16 protein-coding genes are annotated in these 15,918 nt (G+C 68.9%); 7 read left to right on the top strand and 9 right to left on the bottom strand.

Annotation, left to right across the window (positions count from 1 at the left end; genetic code table 11):
• Positions 1–32 precede the first annotated feature (32 nt).
• From G7043_RS36785 to G7043_RS36775, 3 genes are read left to right on the top strand one after another with little or no spacing between them, the layout of a single operon-like run.
• On the top strand, positions 33–1,190 hold the full coding sequence (locus G7043_RS36785) for an LLM class flavin-dependent oxidoreductase (protein WP_166053302.1): 1,158 nt from the start codon (positions 33–35) through the stop codon (positions 1,188–1,190).
• 43 nt (positions 1,191–1,233) lie between these two features.
• Positions 1,234–1,626: a MarR family winged helix-turn-helix transcriptional regulator gene (locus tag G7043_RS36780; protein WP_166053301.1), complete on the top strand. Its 393-nt coding sequence runs from the start codon at positions 1,234–1,236 to the stop codon at positions 1,624–1,626.
• Positions 1,623–2,288, top strand: a complete 666-nt coding sequence (locus G7043_RS36775) for a CE1759 family FMN reductase (protein ID WP_166053300.1) — start codon at positions 1,623–1,625, stop codon at positions 2,286–2,288. The genes G7043_RS36780 and G7043_RS36775 overlap by 4 nt, the downstream gene beginning before the upstream one ends.
• On the opposite strand, the gene G7043_RS36770 is transcribed toward G7043_RS36775, so the two are convergent.
• Genes G7043_RS36770 through G7043_RS36760 form a run of 3 tightly spaced genes read right to left on the bottom strand, consistent with a single transcriptional unit; the run spans position 2,279 to position 4,736 of the window.
• Positions 2,279–3,010: an ABC transporter permease gene (locus G7043_RS36770; protein ID WP_166053299.1), complete on the bottom strand. Its 732-nt coding sequence runs from the start codon at positions 3,008–3,010 to the stop codon at positions 2,279–2,281. The genes G7043_RS36775 and G7043_RS36770 overlap by 10 nt on opposite strands.
• Positions 3,007–3,741: an ABC transporter ATP-binding protein gene (locus G7043_RS36765; RefSeq protein WP_166053298.1), complete on the bottom strand. Its 735-nt coding sequence runs from the start codon at positions 3,739–3,741 to the stop codon at positions 3,007–3,009. The genes G7043_RS36770 and G7043_RS36765 overlap by 4 nt, the downstream gene beginning before the upstream one ends.
• Positions 3,738–4,736 carry an ABC transporter substrate-binding protein gene (locus G7043_RS36760; protein ID WP_166053297.1) on the bottom strand — a complete coding sequence of 333 codons (999 nt, stop codon included), beginning with the start codon at positions 4,734–4,736 and terminating at the stop codon, positions 3,738–3,740. The genes G7043_RS36765 and G7043_RS36760 overlap by 4 nt, the downstream gene beginning before the upstream one ends.
• A 54-nt stretch (positions 4,737–4,790) precedes the next feature.
• Here G7043_RS36760 and G7043_RS36755 point away from each other — a divergent pair, with 54 nt between their 5' ends.
• Both G7043_RS36755 and G7043_RS36750 read left to right on the top strand, forming a co-directional pair.
• Positions 4,791–6,320: an FAD-dependent monooxygenase gene (locus tag G7043_RS36755; protein ID WP_166053296.1), complete on the top strand. Its 1,530-nt coding sequence runs from the start codon at positions 4,791–4,793 to the stop codon at positions 6,318–6,320.
• Positions 6,310–6,840, top strand: a complete 531-nt coding sequence (locus G7043_RS36750) for a hypothetical protein (protein WP_166053295.1) — start codon at positions 6,310–6,312, stop codon at positions 6,838–6,840. The genes G7043_RS36755 and G7043_RS36750 overlap by 11 nt, the downstream gene beginning before the upstream one ends.
• Here the strand turns inward: G7043_RS36750 and G7043_RS36745 are convergent.
• Genes G7043_RS36745 through G7043_RS36730 form a run of 4 tightly spaced genes read right to left on the bottom strand, consistent with a single transcriptional unit; the run spans position 6,825 to position 9,598 of the window.
• Positions 6,825–7,199, bottom strand: coding sequence for a YciI family protein (locus G7043_RS36745; protein ID WP_166053294.1), 375 nt, complete (start codon positions 7,197–7,199; stop codon positions 6,825–6,827). The genes G7043_RS36750 and G7043_RS36745 overlap by 16 nt on opposite strands.
• A gap of 60 nt (positions 7,200–7,259) precedes the next feature.
• Positions 7,260–8,939, bottom strand: a complete 1,680-nt coding sequence (locus tag G7043_RS36740; RefSeq protein ID WP_166053293.1) for a GMC family oxidoreductase — start codon at positions 8,937–8,939, stop codon at positions 7,260–7,262.
• Positions 8,936–9,214, bottom strand: coding sequence for a hypothetical protein (locus tag G7043_RS36735; protein WP_166053292.1), 279 nt, complete (start codon positions 9,212–9,214; stop codon positions 8,936–8,938). The genes G7043_RS36740 and G7043_RS36735 overlap by 4 nt, the downstream gene beginning before the upstream one ends.
• A 51-nt stretch (positions 9,215–9,265) precedes the next feature.
• Positions 9,266–9,598 carry a putative quinol monooxygenase gene (locus tag G7043_RS36730; RefSeq protein WP_166053291.1) on the bottom strand — a complete coding sequence of 111 codons (333 nt, stop codon included), beginning with the start codon at positions 9,596–9,598 and terminating at the stop codon, positions 9,266–9,268.
• A 104-nt stretch (positions 9,599–9,702) separates the two neighbouring features.
• Here G7043_RS36730 and G7043_RS36725 point away from each other — a divergent pair, with 104 nt between their 5' ends.
• The gene (locus tag G7043_RS36725) at positions 9,703–11,553 is read left to right on the top strand and encodes an MDR family MFS transporter (protein WP_166053547.1); all 1,851 of its coding nucleotides are present in this window, start codon (positions 9,703–9,705) and stop codon (positions 11,551–11,553) included.
• Here the strand turns inward: G7043_RS36725 and G7043_RS36720 are convergent.
• Entirely contained in the window at positions 11,550–14,168 is a 2,619-nt protein-coding gene (locus G7043_RS36720) for an AfsR/SARP family transcriptional regulator (RefSeq protein WP_166053290.1), read from the bottom strand. The genes G7043_RS36725 and G7043_RS36720 overlap by 4 nt on opposite strands.
• A 195-nt stretch (positions 14,169–14,363) precedes the next feature.
• On the opposite strand from G7043_RS36720, the gene G7043_RS36715 reads away from it, so the two are divergent.
• Positions 14,364–15,497 carry an endonuclease/exonuclease/phosphatase family protein gene (locus tag G7043_RS36715; RefSeq protein WP_166053289.1) on the top strand — a complete coding sequence of 378 codons (1,134 nt, stop codon included), beginning with the start codon at positions 14,364–14,366 and terminating at the stop codon, positions 15,495–15,497.
• Here the strand turns inward: G7043_RS36715 and G7043_RS36710 are convergent.
• Positions 15,494–15,784, bottom strand: a complete 291-nt coding sequence (locus G7043_RS36710; protein WP_166053288.1) for a DUF1905 domain-containing protein — start codon at positions 15,782–15,784, stop codon at positions 15,494–15,496. The genes G7043_RS36715 and G7043_RS36710 overlap by 4 nt on opposite strands.
• Between the last annotated feature and the right edge of the window lie 134 nt (positions 15,785–15,918).

Here is a 15,918-nt window from a genome sequence, read left to right as displayed (position 1 = left end):
GAATCTCAGCGAGACAGAAGGAGGCGGGTGCCGTGCAGTTCGGAGTGTTCTCGGTGAGCGACATCACCAGGGACCCGGTGAGCGGCGAGACCCCCAGCGAGGCCGAGCGCATCGACGCGATCGTGCAGATCGCCGAGAAGGCCGAAGAAGTGGGACTGGACGTGTTCGCGATCGGCGAGCACCACAACCCGCCGTTCTTCTCGTCCGCGCCCACCACGCTGCTCGCCCACATCGCGGCGAGGACCAAGAGGCTGATCGTCAGCACCGCGACGACGCTGATCACCACCAACGACCCGGTGCGCATCGCCGAGGAGTACGCGATGCTGCAGCACCTGGCGAAGGGTCGCATGGACCTGATGCTGGGCCGCGGCAACACCGCGCCGGTCTACCCGTGGTTCGGTGCGGACATCCGGCAGAGCCTGCCGATGGCGCTGGAGAACTACAACCTCCTGCACCGGTTGTGGCGCGAAGACGTGGTGGACTGGGAGGGCAAGTTCCGCACGCCGTTGCAGGGCTTCACCTCGACGCCCCGGCCGCTGGACGACCTGCCGCCGTTCGTGTGGCACGGCTCGATCCGCACGCCGGAGATCGCCGAGCAGGCCGCCTTCTACGGGGACGGCTTCTTCGCGAACAACATCTTCTGGCCGAAAGAGCACTACATGCGGCTGATCAAGTTCTACCGCCAGCGGTACGCGCACTACGGCCACGGCACGGAGAAGCAGGCCATCGTCGGTCTCGGTGGTCAGGCCTACATCGCGAAGCGGTCGCAGGACGCCATCAAGGAGTTCCGCCCGTACTTCAACGAGGCTCCCGTCTACGGCCACGGGCCGAAGATGGAGGACTTCATGGAGATGACGCCGCTGTCGGTCGGCAGCCCGCAGGAGGTCATCGACAAGACGCTGACCTTCCGCGAGCACTTCGGCGACTACCAGCGCCAGATGTTCCTGATGGACCACGCCGGCCTGCCGCTCAAGACCGTGCTGAACCAGCTCGACCTGCTGGGCGAGGAGGTCGTCCCGGTGCTGCGCAAGGAGATCGAGGCGCGCCAGGACCCGGAGACCGCCAAGCCGCCGACGCACGCGGTGCGGCTCAAGGAGAAGTACGGCGACCAGCCGGCCCGCCAGCCCAGGCCGAACGCCAACCGGGGTGACAACGTCACGGGTGGCTCCCCCTACCAGGACTCCCGATGAGGCCGACACAGTGACTCGTGCCAACGAGGCGTGGGAGTCCCTGATGAGGGCCTACGCCGTGCTGATGAAGCAGTTCAACGCGGAGGACGTCTGGGGCGACCTGACGATGCGGGAGTACGACGTCCTCTACACGTTGTCCAAGTGCGACAGTCCACTTCGGATGAGTGAGCTGAACCGCCACGTGCTGCTCAGTCAGCCCGCCCTGTCCCGCATGGTCGACCGCCTGGTCGACCGCGGGCTGGTCGAACGTTGCCAGGACCCCGGTGACCGCCGGGGGGTGCGTCTCTCGCTCACCCCGGCCGGTCGCGAGATTCAGCGGGAGATCGGCCGCCCGCACGCCCGCAGCGTCACGCGCGCTCTGAGCGTGCTGACGCCAGAAGAACTCGCGCAGCTCGCCGCGATCACCGGCAAGCTGGCGCAGAACGAGGAGAAATGACCACCCAGAAGCAGCTCGTCCTGGTGTCGGCCGGCACGAGCGACCCGTCGTCGACGCGTCTGCTCGCCGACCGCGTCTCCCAGCGCGTGGCCACGCTCGGCCTGCAGAAGGAGCTCACCGTCGAGATCAAGACGATCGAGCTGCGCGAGTTGGCGAGCGAGATCGCGAACGCGTTGGTGTCCAACCACATCGGCCCGAAGCTGCAGCAGGCGATCACGGCCCTGCAGCACGCCGACGGCATCGTCGCGAGCACGCCCGTCTACAAGGCGGGCGCGAGCGGGTTGTTCACGTCGTTCTTCCAGATCCTCGACAACGACCTGCTGATCGCGAAGCCCGTCGTGCTCGCCGCGACCGCCGGCACGGCCCGGCACGCGCTCGTGGTCGACGACCAGATGCGCGGCCTGTTCGCCTATCTGCGCACCGTCGTGGTGCCGACGTCGCTGTTCGCCGCCACCGAGGACTGGACGGACCCCGGGCTGAACAAGCGCATCGACCGCGCGGCCCTCGAACTGGTGGCGCTCATGGCCTCCGGCTTCGAGAAGACCGTGCGCGACGAGTCGTGGGGCCGCTACCAGCACGAGTTCGGCAGCGCGGGCGGCACCGAGCTGTCGATCGACCTGGACTCGGACCTGATGCGGCTCGCCGCGGGCGGTCAGGCGTAGGGCAGCAGCTTTCGTTCGGCGAAGCTGAGCCCGTAGAAGAGCGCGACGCTCATGATCGCGAGCAGGGTCATCGCCGCGAAGGCCAGCGAGGTGTTGGCGTTGCCGCCGGACTGGGAGATCACGAACCCCAGTCCGGCACTGGCGCCGACGAACTCGCCGATCACCGCCCCGATGACGGCCAGCGTGATCGACACCTTCAGCCCGACGAAGACCTGCGGCAGCGCGTAGGGCAGCCGCAGCTTAAAGAACTCGTGGTGGCGCGCGGCGTCCAGCGACCGGAACAGCTCGACCAGCTCGCCCGGCGTGGACTTCATGCCGGACGCGGTCGAGATGACGATCGGGAAGATGCACACCAGCACCACCATGAGCACCTTCGAGGAGATGCCGAACCCGAACCACACCACCACGATCGGCGCGATGGCGACCTTCGGCACGGCGTTCAACGCCACCAGCAACGGGTAGAACATCCGCTCCAGCACCGTCGACCCGACGATCAGCAACGCCAGCGGCACTCCGATCACGATGGCCAGCCCGAACCCGGACACCGCCTCCCACAACGTGATCAGCGCCTGTTCCAGCAGATAGCCCGGTACCTCCAGGAACTCACCGACCACATCGGCGGGCGAGGGAACCAGGAACGGCTCGATCCCGAACACGATCGTCGCGAGCCACCAGGCGCCGATGATCGCCAGCAGGCCCAGCACCGGCAGCACGACCTTCACGCCGTCACCTCCGCCAGCAGTCCGCGCAGCTCCCGGCTCACCTGGTCCAGCTCGACCTGCCCCAGCGCCCGTGGCCGGGGCAGGTCGACGTCCACGATCTTGTGAATCCGGCCGGGGCGCGGGCTGAGCACCACGATCCGGTCGGCGAGCAGCACGGCCTCGTCGATCGAGTGCGTCACGAACACGACCGTGCGCGGCAGCTCCAGCTGAACCCGTTGCAGCTCCTCGGAAAGCTCGGTACGGGTGATCGCGTCCAGTGCGGAGAACGGTTCGTCCATCAACATCACCCGCGGACTCTGGATCAGCGACCGGCACAACGACACCCGTTGCCGCATGCCGCCGGACAGCTCGTGCGGCAGCCGTTTCTCGAACCCGCCGAGCCCGACGAGGTCCAGCAGCTCGTGCGCCCTGTCCCGGTACTCGCGCCGGGTGAAGCCGAAGATCTCGATGGGCAGCAACACGTTGGACAGCACCGACCGCCACGGCAGCAACGCCGGCTGCTGGAACATGAACGAGACGTCCCGCCGCGGTTTCGCCACCCGGTCGCCCGCCACGAGCACCTGGCCTTCGGACGGCGTGAGCAGACCGGCGATCAGGCGCAGCAACGTCGACTTGCCGCAACCCGAACGCCCGATCACCGCGACGAACTCGTGCTCCCCCACCTCCAGATCGATGCCCGCCAACGCTTCGACGTTGCCGAAGGTGTGCGAGACGCCGTGCAGGCTGATCACTTCGGCGCCAGCCCGAACGAGGCCAGGTCGTCGGGACGTACCGAACCGGCGGGGATCGCGCCCGCGTCCACGAGGGTGCTGATGATCTTCTCGACGCGCGGCTGGGTCAGCTCACCGGTCGGGCCGCTGAACCCGTTCGGTTTCACGTAGGGCGCCATCAACCCGATCTCGGCGCTCGCCACGCCCGCGTCCTGGGTCGGCTGGTACTTCTTGAGGATCTCGCCGACCTCGTCCGGGTGTTCGATCGAGTACTCCAGGCCCCTGAGCAGCGCGTCTCGGAACTTGGCGACCAGATCAGCCTTGGTGGACGCGATCTCCTTCGACGTCACCAGCGCGTTGCCGTAGAGGTCCGGCACCAGGTCGCCGTAGGGCAGCACGACCGCCTTCTTGCCCTTCGCGGCCGCCTCGATCAACGGCTTGCCGATCACGAACTGGCCGATCCCGTCGACCTGCCCGGCCGCCAGCAGCTGCGGCAACGCGGGCGGGGCGGACGGCACGAACTGGACCTTCGCCGGATCGATGCCGGCCGCCTTGGCGTAGACCGGGAACATCACCTGGTTCGTGGAACCCGGCTGGTCACCGATCTTCTTGCCCACCAGGTCCGCGGGCTTCGAGATCCCGCTGCCCTCCAGCGCGACGATCGCGGCGAGCGACTTCTGGTGCACGGCCGCGACCGCGGTGACCGGCAGCTTCTCCTTCGCGACGGTGATCGCGGTGGCCGTGAAGTCCGCGATGCCGAAGTCCGCGCGCCCGCCCGCCACCAGTTTCAGCACGTCGACGCTGCCGGTGCCCGGCGTGATCGTGACGTCGAGGCCGGCCTGCCCGAAGAATCCCTTCTCCTGCGCCACGTACGCGTACGCGTCCCGGCCGAACGTGTTGAACGAGGTCAGATAGTTGACCTTGGTCCGCTGGTACTCGACGGACTGCGGCGATCCACCGCAGGCCGAGACGGCCAGCACGATCGCGAGCACGACGAATGAAATCGCTTTCTGCATGATCCCTCCCCCGAAGGCGCCCTCGTGGTCGAACATAGAGGTCGGGGAGGACGGATGGACACGACCAATCTGCCCGTGGCCGTGATCGGCGCGGGCCCCATCGGGTTGATCACCGCATTGGGCCTGGTCTCGCACGGTGTGCCGGTGGTGGTCTTCGAGGCGGCCGACGACCTGTCCGGCGAGACCAGGGCGGGCACGATCCTGACGCGGACGCTGGAGGTGCTCGACCGGTACGACGCGCTGGGCCCGGTGCTGGCGGCGTCGCTGCGCATCGACGAGATCGGTGAGCTCGACCGGGCGACCGGGACGTCGACCGGGAGCGTGTTCACCTCGGCGCTGGCGGACGAGACGCGGTTCCCGTTCGTCATCAACATCCCCCAGCACGAGCTGGAGCCGGTGCTCGCTGACGTGCTGGAGCGACGCGCGCCCGGAGCGTTGCGGCTGAAGCATCGACTGGTGGACTTCGAGCAGCACCCCGGCGGCGTGACGCTGCGGTTCGACGGGACGGAGGAGTTCGAAGCGGCTTACGTGCTCGGCTGCGACGGCGGGCGTTCGACCGTGCGCGAACTGCTCGGTGTCGAGGTCGGCGGGCACACGCTGGAGCAGCGGTACATGCTGGTCGACCTCGTGTGCGACCTGGACGTCGGCAACCCGCGCGACTACCCGTACCTCGCCTACTTCGGCGACCGCGAGGAGTGGATGGTCCTCGTCCGGCAGCCGCACTGCTGGCGGTTCGTGTTCCCGCTGGCTCCCGGACGCGCCGAGCCGACGTCCGACGAGCTGCGTGACAAGGCGCTGCACTTTATCGGTGAGGTGGACGAGCTGAAGGTGCTGGGCAGCAACGTCTACACCGTGCACCACCGCGTGGCGTCGTCGTGGCAACGCGGCCGCGTGCTGCTGATGGGCGACGCCGCGCACCTGATCACGCCGATGTGGGCGCTCGGTCTGAACACCGGTGTGCTCGACGCGTCCAACCTGCCGTGGCGGCTCGCGTGGGTGTACCGCGGGTGGGCCTCTGACGCGCTGTTACAGGGCTACGAGCGTGAACAGGCACCTCTGGCGATCAACGGTTCCGGCGCGATGGCCGAGGCCGCGCGGGCGGTGATGGACCGTCGGCTGGACTCGGTGGCGGGCTGGAGTGACGCGATGACCCGCACGTTGCTCGGCGTGCGGCTGGGCGAGGACTGGTCGCTGGTGCGCCCGCCAGGTCCGCTGCGGGTCGGCGACCGGGTCCCGGACCTGCGGGTTTTCGGGCTGCGCGGCCCGGTGCACCTGCACGAGCTCTGCCGCGACTCGTTCGTGGCCCTGCACCTCACCGACGCGCGCCGCAGACCGCCGGTGGCCGGTGACCTCGCCGGTCTGCGCCAGGTCGTGGTGAGCCGGTGGGACGCGCCGCACGACTCGGGTCTGCGGGACCGCGCCTACTTCGACCCCGGCTCGGTCGTGCGGGAACGCTTCGGCCTCGGCGATGCGGTGGTGGTGTTGAGACCGGACGGGCACGTGGCGTTCGTCGAACCCTGGACCGCCGACTCGTGGCGGCACGTCCACGACTGGTATCTGCGGGAGGTGTGCCATGAGGGGTGACGTGGTGGTGTCGCCGACGGGTGAGGAGATCGTGCTCGTCGACGTCGGCCAGCGTGTGCTGTACGACGACCCGGTGATCAGGGTGTGGGAGGTCCAGCTCGAACCGGGCGAAACCCATCCGTGGCACCTGCACCACAACCCGTACGTCGTGCTGAGCATCGACGGCTCGGAAGGCCGGATGGACTGGCTCGACGGCAGGGAACCCAGGTTCATCTCGGAGCACCGCGGCGGCTCGGTCTACCGGCCGGTCTCGCCCGTGCACCGGCTGACGAACATCGGTACGTCCTTCTACCGCAACCGGCTCGTCGAGCTGAAGGACCTGGGCGAGCACCTCCCGGAACCGCTGGACGTCCGCGCTGACGACGTCAGCGTGCGCACGGTGTTCGACACGACCCTCGACCTGGAGGGGCCGCACGTCCTCGCTGCTCTGGACGTCGAGGACGTGCGGCTCCATCCGGGAGGGTCCTTCGAGTTCGACGGCGAGTGGTTCGTCGTCGAACTGGCCTACTTGTTCAGGTAGGGCTCGATGTCCTCGGCTTCGACCAGCTGACGGACCTCGACCGACATCTCCTCGACGCCGGCGAAGCAGGTGATGTACTCCTCCGCCAGGGCCGTGGCCTCGGCCAGGTCCTTCGCGTTGACCATCAGGAACCCGCCGACGACCTCCTTGGCCTCGGCGAACGGCCCGTCGATCGACGTGACCGCGGTGCCGCGCCTGCGCACCACCGAACCCGCCTTCTGCACTCCGTCACCGGTCAGCAGGGCGCCGTTCGCGGTCAGCTTGTCGATGAACCCGTTCATCCGCTCGATGAGCTCGGCGTTCGGCTCCCACGAAGCCGGGTCGTCCTCCTGGACCCGGTGCATGAGCATGAACCGCATGTTCTCTCCTCGATGTCGACTGACAGCGTTCGGCCGCTGCCACCCCTGCGTCGAACGACGTCACGGAGCTTTCGACATTTTGCCGAGAACTCCCTCGACCCGGCTGGACACGAGGTGGTCGGCGGTGCGCAACGCCAGCGCGGCCATCGTGATCGACGGGTTGGACGTGCCGAGCGACGGCATGCTGCCGCAGCCCACCGCGTACAGGTTGGGGTGGTCCCAGCACCGTTGCCACTGGTCCACCACCGAGTCCCGGCGACTGGAACCCATGACGTGGGTGCCTCCGCCGTGCCCGGCGCCCCAGTAGCGCAGCGGTTCGCCGTTGTGCTCGAAGTACCGTTCCTCGTCCGGTTTGTACGAGGTGTAGTCCTCGGCCTTGAGCATCTCGAAGAGCTGGTCGCAGACCCGTTTCGCGGCCAGCAGACCGTCCTTGACGTAGTCCGACAGTCCGTAGTGGAGGCTCGGCCGCGGGTTGCCCAGCGCGTCCCGCTCGGCCGCCAGCGTGACCCGGTTCGCGGGGTCGGCTTCCTGTTCGACCTCGACCTGGAGCGCGAACTGCCGGCTGACCCGTTCCGCCACGGCTCGTCTCAATGCCGTGCCGCGCAGACCCGCCGCGACGAACTCCGCGGTGTCGGAGTCGGGACTTCCGGCCGACCAGCCCCAGCCCCAGTTGCCGATCTCGATCCGGAACGGCGCCCGTCTGCCGCGTTCCGGTCCCCCGCGGAACGCCTCGATGCCCGTCGTCGAACCCGGTCCGCGGAACGGGCCGACCGGCTGCGGCATCAACGCCCAGGTGAGCAGCGCGGGGTGGTCCATCAGGTTGCGGCCGACCTGGTCGCTGCTGTTCGCGAGCCCGGACATCAGCAGCAGCTTGGCGTTCTCGATGGCGTGCGCGGCGAGGATGACGACGTCTGCCTCTTCCTCGTGCCTGGTGTGTCTGCCGGTCGTGTCGTCCTCGTAGCGCTGATAGCTGACTTTGGTGACGCGTCCGAACTCGTCCGCGTGCACCCGGTTCACGACGCATCTGGTGCGCAGCTCGACGGTGCCGGACCAGCGTTTCTGCGTCCGGTGCGGCGTGTACTTGGCCTGCTCCGGGCAGATCGGCACGCAGCTCGCGTACCCGGCGCACAGGTTGCCGTCCGGCCGGTACCCGTCGACCGGTTTTCCGTTGCGCGCCTGGGGTGTGCCGACGACCAGCAGCTCGTGCCCGTCGATGCTGGCACCGTCCACAACGGACGCGACCACGCGGTCGAGATACGTGCGGGGCAAGGCGTGCATGGGATAGCGGTAGCCCTCCGCGACGGGGAGGTGCTGGCGTTGCTCGTCGGCGTCGGCCGCGATCCCGATCTCCCACTCCGCGGCGCGGTAGTAGGGCTCCAGGTCGTCGTAGGAGATCGGCCAGTTGCGGCCGCGGCCGATGTCCGCGGTGCGGAAGTCGTCGGGGTGCATCCGGGGCGTGATCCCGGTCCACGCGGCGCCGGTGCCGCCGTTCATCCGCAGGTACGGGCTCGCGTAGTCGAACGGCCCGGTGTTGATCAGGTAGTCGCTCGACGGCGCGGCGACGGTCGTGCGGTACGGCCGCAGCGGTGACTTGACGCGACTGGCCCGGAACCTCTCGACGGCCTCGTCGTGGTCGGTGTCCGCACCCGCCTCCAGCACGAGCACGCTGAACCCGTTGTCCCCCAGCACCTTCGCGATCAGCGAGCCGGCGAACCCGGCGCCGACGACGACGGCCCTCACAACGAGCTTCTTCGGGGCCGGTGCTCCCAGCTGCCGAAGCCCGGCGCGCGCGTGCCTGGCGGAGCGACCCCTACGGCCTTCCACGCGAGCCCTTCGGCGTAGGCGCGGGAACTGGGGATCACCCCGCGCCAGACGCCGGTGTACCAGAGCTCGATGATCTCGGCGTGCGACGCGTCCTGCGCCAGCGCGCGGTACTGCTCGACCAGTCCGGTCGACCTCAGCTCCTCCGCCGAGAACCCGGTCAGCTCGGCGGACAACTCCACGAAGGCGTCCATCCGGCCATCCTCATCGGAGGAACTGTCTGCACCAAACGATCCGGGCAAGGCTCACCCGCGTGGCGGAACCTCCATCTCGCCCAGCAGCGACCAGTCGTCCTGCTCCACGGCCTGGCTGACGATGCGCGGCGTCTCCGCGAGGTAGGGCGGCAACTCCTTCTGCGCGTTCTTGAAGTGCGCCGACTGCACGTGCGCGCCACCCGCTTCGCCGTCCCGGAACGCCTCGACCAGCACGTATTCATTGGTGTCGTCGAGGCTGCGCGACCAGTCGAACCACAGGCAGCCCGGCTCGGCTCGGGTCGCGTCGGTGAAGCTCCTGGAGATCTCGGGCCAGGCCTCCGCGTGTTCGGGCAGGACGCGGAACTTGGCGGTGATGAAGATCAAGACGGCCTCCTTCGCGTGGGCGCCGTCAACCCTATGGCGTGCGGCCGGCGCGGTCATCTCCTGCGAGGGCGCGCGACCTGCGCGACCATCACCCGGTGCCCGAGATGATCGACACTCGCAGGCGGAACCTGGTCGTCGCGGCCGTCCTGCTCGCCGAGACGATCATGACGGTGCTCATCGGCAAGTTCGGTGACCTGTACGGGCGCAAGAAGATGTTCGTGATCAGCGTCGTGCTGTTCCTGGTCGGGTCGTTCTTCGCGGGCTGGTCGGAGTCGATGGGCATGCTCATCGCGTTCCGCGCGGTCCAGGGCCTCGGCGCGGGTGGGTTGATGGTCACCTCGACGGCGATCATCGCGGACGTCGTGCCGTTGAAACAACGCGGCAAGTTCCAGGGGTTCGCGGGCGCGGTGTTCGGCATCGCGACGGTGGCCGGGCCGTTGCTCGGCGGGCTGTTCGTGGACCACCTGAGCTGGCGGTGGGCGTTCTACGTGAACATCCCGCTCGGCATCGCGGTCGTGCTGGTGGCCCTCGCCGCGCTGCCCACGATCAAGGCCGACGGGCACCCGAAGATCGACTACGCGGGCATCGCGCTGATCGCTCTGGCCGCGACCGGGTTGACGCTGGTCACGAGCTGGGGCGGCACCGAGTACGCGTGGACGTCGCCGACGATCCTGTGGATGGCGACCGCGTCGATCGTGCTGCTCGTGGCGTTCGTGTTCGTCGAGCAACGCGCAGCCGAGCCGATGCTGCCGATGAGGTTGTTCCGCAGCCGGGTGTTCACGGTGTCCGGCATCCTGAGCTTCGTGGTCGGGTTCGCGATGCTCGGCGGCATCACGTACCTGCCGATCTACCTGCAGTACGTGCGCGGCGAGTCAGCCACCTCGTCCGGGCTCTGGATGCTGCCGCTGATCGCCGGGCTGATGTCCACGGCGTTGCTGACCGGCAACGTGATCAGCCGCACCGGCAGGTACCGCGTCTTCCCGCTGGTCGGTTCCGTCGGACTCACCGTCGGCCTCTTCCTGCTGTCCTATTTGGACGCGGACACCAGCTACTGGGTCATGGGCGCGTTCATGGTCGTGCTCGGCGCGGGCATCGGCCTGGTGATGCAGGTGCCGGTGATCGTCGTGCAGAGCACCACGAACTACTCCGACCTCGGCGTGGCCACCTCGGGCATCAGCTTCCTGCGCACGATGGGCAGCTCGTTCGGCGTGGCGATGTTCGGCACGATCTACGCCAACCAACTGCCCCAGCACCTGGTGGTACCGCAGGGCGTCGACCCGCGCGCCATCGCCAGCCCGGCCGCGGTGCACGCTCTGCCCGACGCGCTGAGGGTGCCGATCGTCGCCGGCTACGCCGAGACGGTGCAGATGATGTTCCTGATCGCCGCGCCGATCGGGCTCGTCGCGTTGCTGGTCGCGTTCTTCCTGCCGCAGGTGCAGCTCAGGGACACCTCACGCGCCGCAGCGACCGGCAACAGCGGCGTGGGCGAGAGCTTCGCCGCGCCGCCGTCGAACTCCTACGACGAACTGCGCAAACTCGTCTCGACGGTGGTCGCGAAGTCAGAGGAGGACCCCGGCCTGGCCGTGCTGCGGCGCTCGGGCGTCGACCTGCCACTGGAACAGGCATGGCTGCTCGGCCGCGTGTACCGGGCCTCGACGGACGACGGCGTCGCCACGCTCGACGAGATCGCCGAGCTGACCAAGGTGCCCGGCGGCATCTTCGAACCGACCGCGCGCGAGCTCGTCCGGTCCGGGCACCTGGCGTTCGGCGACGACGGCTACCGGTTCACCAACCAGGGCGCGGACGTGTTCGCTCAGCTCGTGCGGGCGTGGCGAGGCTGGCTGCTCGACCACCTGGAGGACTGGCACGAGCCGGACCAGCGCGACTTCGCCCAGGCCCTCGACTCCTTCACCGACGAACTGATCGAGAGCGGCCGCCAACTGAGCAGGGTCTAGAGCCGGGCGGACAGGGCCGCCGCCTCCGAGGTGCGGCCCTGCTTCTCGTACAGCCTCAACGCGAGTCCCCACTGTTCACGCGCCTCCGCGTCCTCGCCTGCCGCGGCGTGCACGGTGCCGAGGTGCTCCAGCACGGTGGCCTCCTCGGCTGAGTTGTCGAGCTCCCGGTACAGCGCCAGCGCCTCGCGGTAGTGCGCGACGGCGTCGGCGTGCCGGCCGTCGTGGTGGGCGATGTGCGCGAGACTGTCCAAAGTGGCCGCGATACCCTCGGCGTGACCGAGCTTGTTGTTGAGCAGCAAGGCGTCTTCGCAGAACGTCCGCGCCTCGGCGTAACGGCCCAGGCACGCGTACCGCCAGCCGACCTCGTTCAGCGACTCGGCCTCGCGGATCTCCGACCCGGCCGTGCGGAACTTCTCCAGTCCCCGCAACGAGTGTTCCAGCGCCTTCTCCAGGTCGCCCTCGAACTCGGCCGCCCACGCCATCGACCGGTGCGCGGCGCCGTGGGCCGTGTGGTCGTCGTGGCGGGCGAACAGCTCCAGGCTGCGTTCGAGGTGGTCGTGCCCCAACGCCGACTCGCCCAGCTCGACGTGGTCCGTGCCGAGACACATGTGCGCGTTCGCCTGCTTCGTCTCGTCCCCCAACGCTTCCGCGGCGCGCAACGCCACCAGCCAGGCGTCGACGTCGTCCGAGGCACGGCCACGCCGGAGGTGGTACGGGTTCAGCGTGCGGCCGAGCATCCAGGCCACGTCGAAAGCACCGCGCTCCAACGCCTGCCGCTGCTCGGTCATCAGGCAGGCGTGCTCGGCGTCGAACCAGGCCATGGCCGCGGCACTGCCGCCGAAGGTCAGAGCTTGGCGGCTTTCGTGTTCCGGCAGCGCCTTGAACGGCTCCAGCGCCAGCGCCGCGGCCCGCGCGGTGGCGGCGTAGAAGTCGGCCAGCCGCGATCCGGCGTCCACCGGCAGATCCGCCGCGTAGCGCCTGACCAGGTCGTGCATCCGGTACCGGCCGGGCACGTGTTGCTGCACCAGGTGGGCGTTCTCCAGTTCCCGCATCACCATCCGGGTCCGCGTGACCGGCCGGTCCAGCAGCGCCGTCACCGCCGCGAGACTCACGTCCGCCGTGCCGACGGTCCCGAACAGGCCGAACGCGCGCGCCGCCTCGTCCGACAGCGCGGCGACGGACCAGGAGAAGACCGCCCGCAGGTTGGTGCCGATCTCACCCGCGTCGAGCGCGTCGAGGGGTTGCTCGCACAGTTCCTCGGCGAACACGGCCAGCGGGAAGTCCGGTTCCATCGCGGCCCGCGCGGCGACGATCGACAACGCCAGCGGCAGCCCGCCGCACCAGCACAGCAGGTCCGCGACCACCTCGGGTTCCGCCGCGACCCGCGCGGGCCCGAGCCGTGCCGTGAGGAACTCGTGGGCGTCCGCCGGGGGCAACGCGTCAATCGACACCGAGCGCGCGCCGTGCGCAGCCACCAGTCCCGCCAGCTTGAGCCGGCTCGTGACCAGCACCGTCACGTCGGAGCCGGGCAGCAGCGGCACGACCTGCTCGGTCGAGCGGGCGTTGTCCAGCAGCACCAGCATCCTGCGGCCCGCGACCAGGCCGCGGTACCGGGCGGCCCGCGCGTCCAGGCCGGCGGGGATCGTCTTCTCCCCCAGCGCCTCCAGGAACTCGCGCAACACCGTTTCCGGCGGTGTCGGCTCGGCGGACGGGTCGAAGCCGCGCAGGTTCACGTAGAGCTGGCCGTCCGGGAACGCCTCCAGGTTGCGGTGGGCCCAGTGCAACGCCAGCGCGGTCTTGCCCACGCCGCCCGTGCCGCCGATCGCGGTGATCACGACGGTGCCGGCCGGTTCCAGCGCGGCCAGTTCGTCCGCGCGGCCGGTGAACCACGGGTGCGGCGCGGGTAGCTGCCGCGGCCCGCCACCCCTCGGTTCCCCGGCCAGGATCAGCTGGTGCACGTCCTGCAACGGCTTGCTCGGGTCCACCCCGAGCTCGTCGGCCAGCCGCCTGCGCATGGTGTCGTAGTGCCGCAACGCCTCCGCGTCGTTGCCCGACCGGTGCAGTGCCAGCATCAGTTGCGCGGCAAGGCGTTCGTCGTGCGGCCGTTCGTCAGCCGTCTGCCGCAACGACGGCAGCAGCACGGCGTGCCGGCCGTCCGCGAGCGCGACGTCGTTGCGATCCAGCTCGGCGGCGGCGCGTTCGGCGTGCAGGCTCTCCCGCAGCGCGTCGAACCACTCCGACTCGAGCCCCTCCAGCGCCTCGCCCCGCCACAACCCGAGAGCCTCGTCGAGCGCGCCCTGCCGCACGAGTGCGCGGAAGCGGAACAGATCGACCTGCTCCGGAGCCACCGTCAGCACATAGCCGGCGGGCGTGCGTTCGATGTCCAGTTCGAGCAGCTTGCGAAGCTTCGACACGTACCCGTAGAGCGTCTCGCGGGCTCTCAGCGGCGCCCGGTCGCCCCAGACGCGGTCCAGCAGCCGGTCGACGGGCACCGGCCTGCCCTCCTCGACCAGCAGCGCGACCAGCACGGATCGTTGCCGGACGTGGCCGATGTCGACCAGCGCGCCCCGGTCGCGCACCTCCACCGCACCGAGCAGCCCGAACTCCAAGATCACCCCTCAGCAGCGGATTCTAGGTTCATCCTAGGTTCCTCCTTGATCGAACGGGCAACGTCCTCCCCGCAGGAAGGCCCCGGTCACCCAGACACCGGCAGCCCAGCCCGAAGGGGCCTTCCCCGCACTCTTCCGCCGCGAAAGATCACCCGACCAGCCCTGGGCGGACCCGTATATCCACATGCGACCCTGGAACCGATGAGCACCACGCGAATCGGGTCGTTCAACGTGGAGAACATGTTCGAGCGCCCCAAAGTCATGGGCCGCAACGCGACCAAGCACGCGGCTCCGGTCCTGGCCGCCCACGCCCGGTTCAACGAGCTCATCGCCGCCGAGGCCTACACGCCGGAAGTCAAGGAAGAACTCAAGGAACATCTGGCGACGCTCGAACTGCTGCGCAGTGACCGGAGCAGGTACGCGATCCTGCGGCGCATCCGCGGCCGGTTCCTCGCGCGGCACCGCACCGGCGAAACCACCGTCGTGGCAAGCGGTCGCGAGTCCTGGGTCGGCTGGGTCGAGCTCACCACCGAACCGATCAGCGAACTCGCCACCCGCCACACCGCCCAGGTGATGCGCGACGTCGGCGCCCACGTGCTCGGCGTCGTCGAGGCGGAGTCCCGCGAGCTGCTGCACATGTTCTCCGCCAGCATGCTCAAGCACGTCGGCTGGACCCCGTACGAGGAGGTCCACCTCATCGACGGCAACGACGAACGCGGTATCAACGTGGGGCTGCTGACCCGCGACGAGCACCAGGTCATCACCATCCGCACGCACGTGTACGCGAAGGACAGATCGGGCGTCATCTTCTCCCGCGACTGCGCCGAGTACCACGTCCGCACGCCCGCTGGCCCCGAGGTCGTCGTGCTGGTGAACCACCTGAAGTCCAAGGGTTACGGCTCTCCCGGCGACCCGATCGGCGCGCGCCGCCGGTTCCGCCAGGCGGTCCGCATCGCCCGCATCGTGAACCGGCTGCGCGACGAGGGCCACGAGCACATCGCGGTCGTCGGCGACCTCAACGACACCGCCGACAGCGAGGCTCTGCGCCCGTTGTTCCAGCGCACCGGCCTGCGCGACATCAGCGAGCACGAGAACTTCGACTGGGACCACCGTCTCGGCACGTACCGCGGCGTGAACGAGAAGGGCAAGATCGACTACGTCCTGCTCACCCCCGAGCTGTTCGCCAAGGCGGTCGGCGGCGGTGTCTTCCGCAAGGGGGTGTGGCGCGGGCCGCGGACCAAGAACCGTTGGGACGTCTACGAAACCATGACCAACGAGGTGCACGCGGCCAGCGACCACGCCGCGATCTACGCCGACATCGACTGGTCGCTCTAAACCACGTCGACAGTCACCTCGATGACGTCACCGGGCCCCACGTCGTTCTTCTTGCGCACGGCGGCCTTGATCGGCAGCACGTAGCAGCCCGACTGCTTGTCCGGGAACACCGACGTCGACCAGTTGCTGGCGCCCACGCCGACGCGGACTTTCACCGAACCGAACCCGGCGCCGGGCGTGGCGAGTTCTCTGATTTGCTCCGAAACGTCCTCCGGAAGTGTCACGAAAGTCCACGTGTCCATGCGGCGGGCGTCCCACAACCACAATTCGGCGTCGAAGACGAACATGCTCACAGTATGGGGCCGAACAGGTGATGTGTCCGTCGTCGCATCACGTAATGGCATCACGACTTGAATGCCGCCTTAGGTTAGCTTTACCTTGTCGACGCCCGTTCTGACCTGGGCTGAGTCGAGGAGGACCG

Origin of the sequence: Lentzea alba (assembly GCF_011067745.1) — a bacterium.
Taxonomy (GTDB): Bacteria; Actinomycetota; Actinomycetes; order Mycobacteriales; family Pseudonocardiaceae; genus Lentzea; species Lentzea alba.
This window is presented reverse-complemented; position numbering and strand designations above follow the sequence as displayed.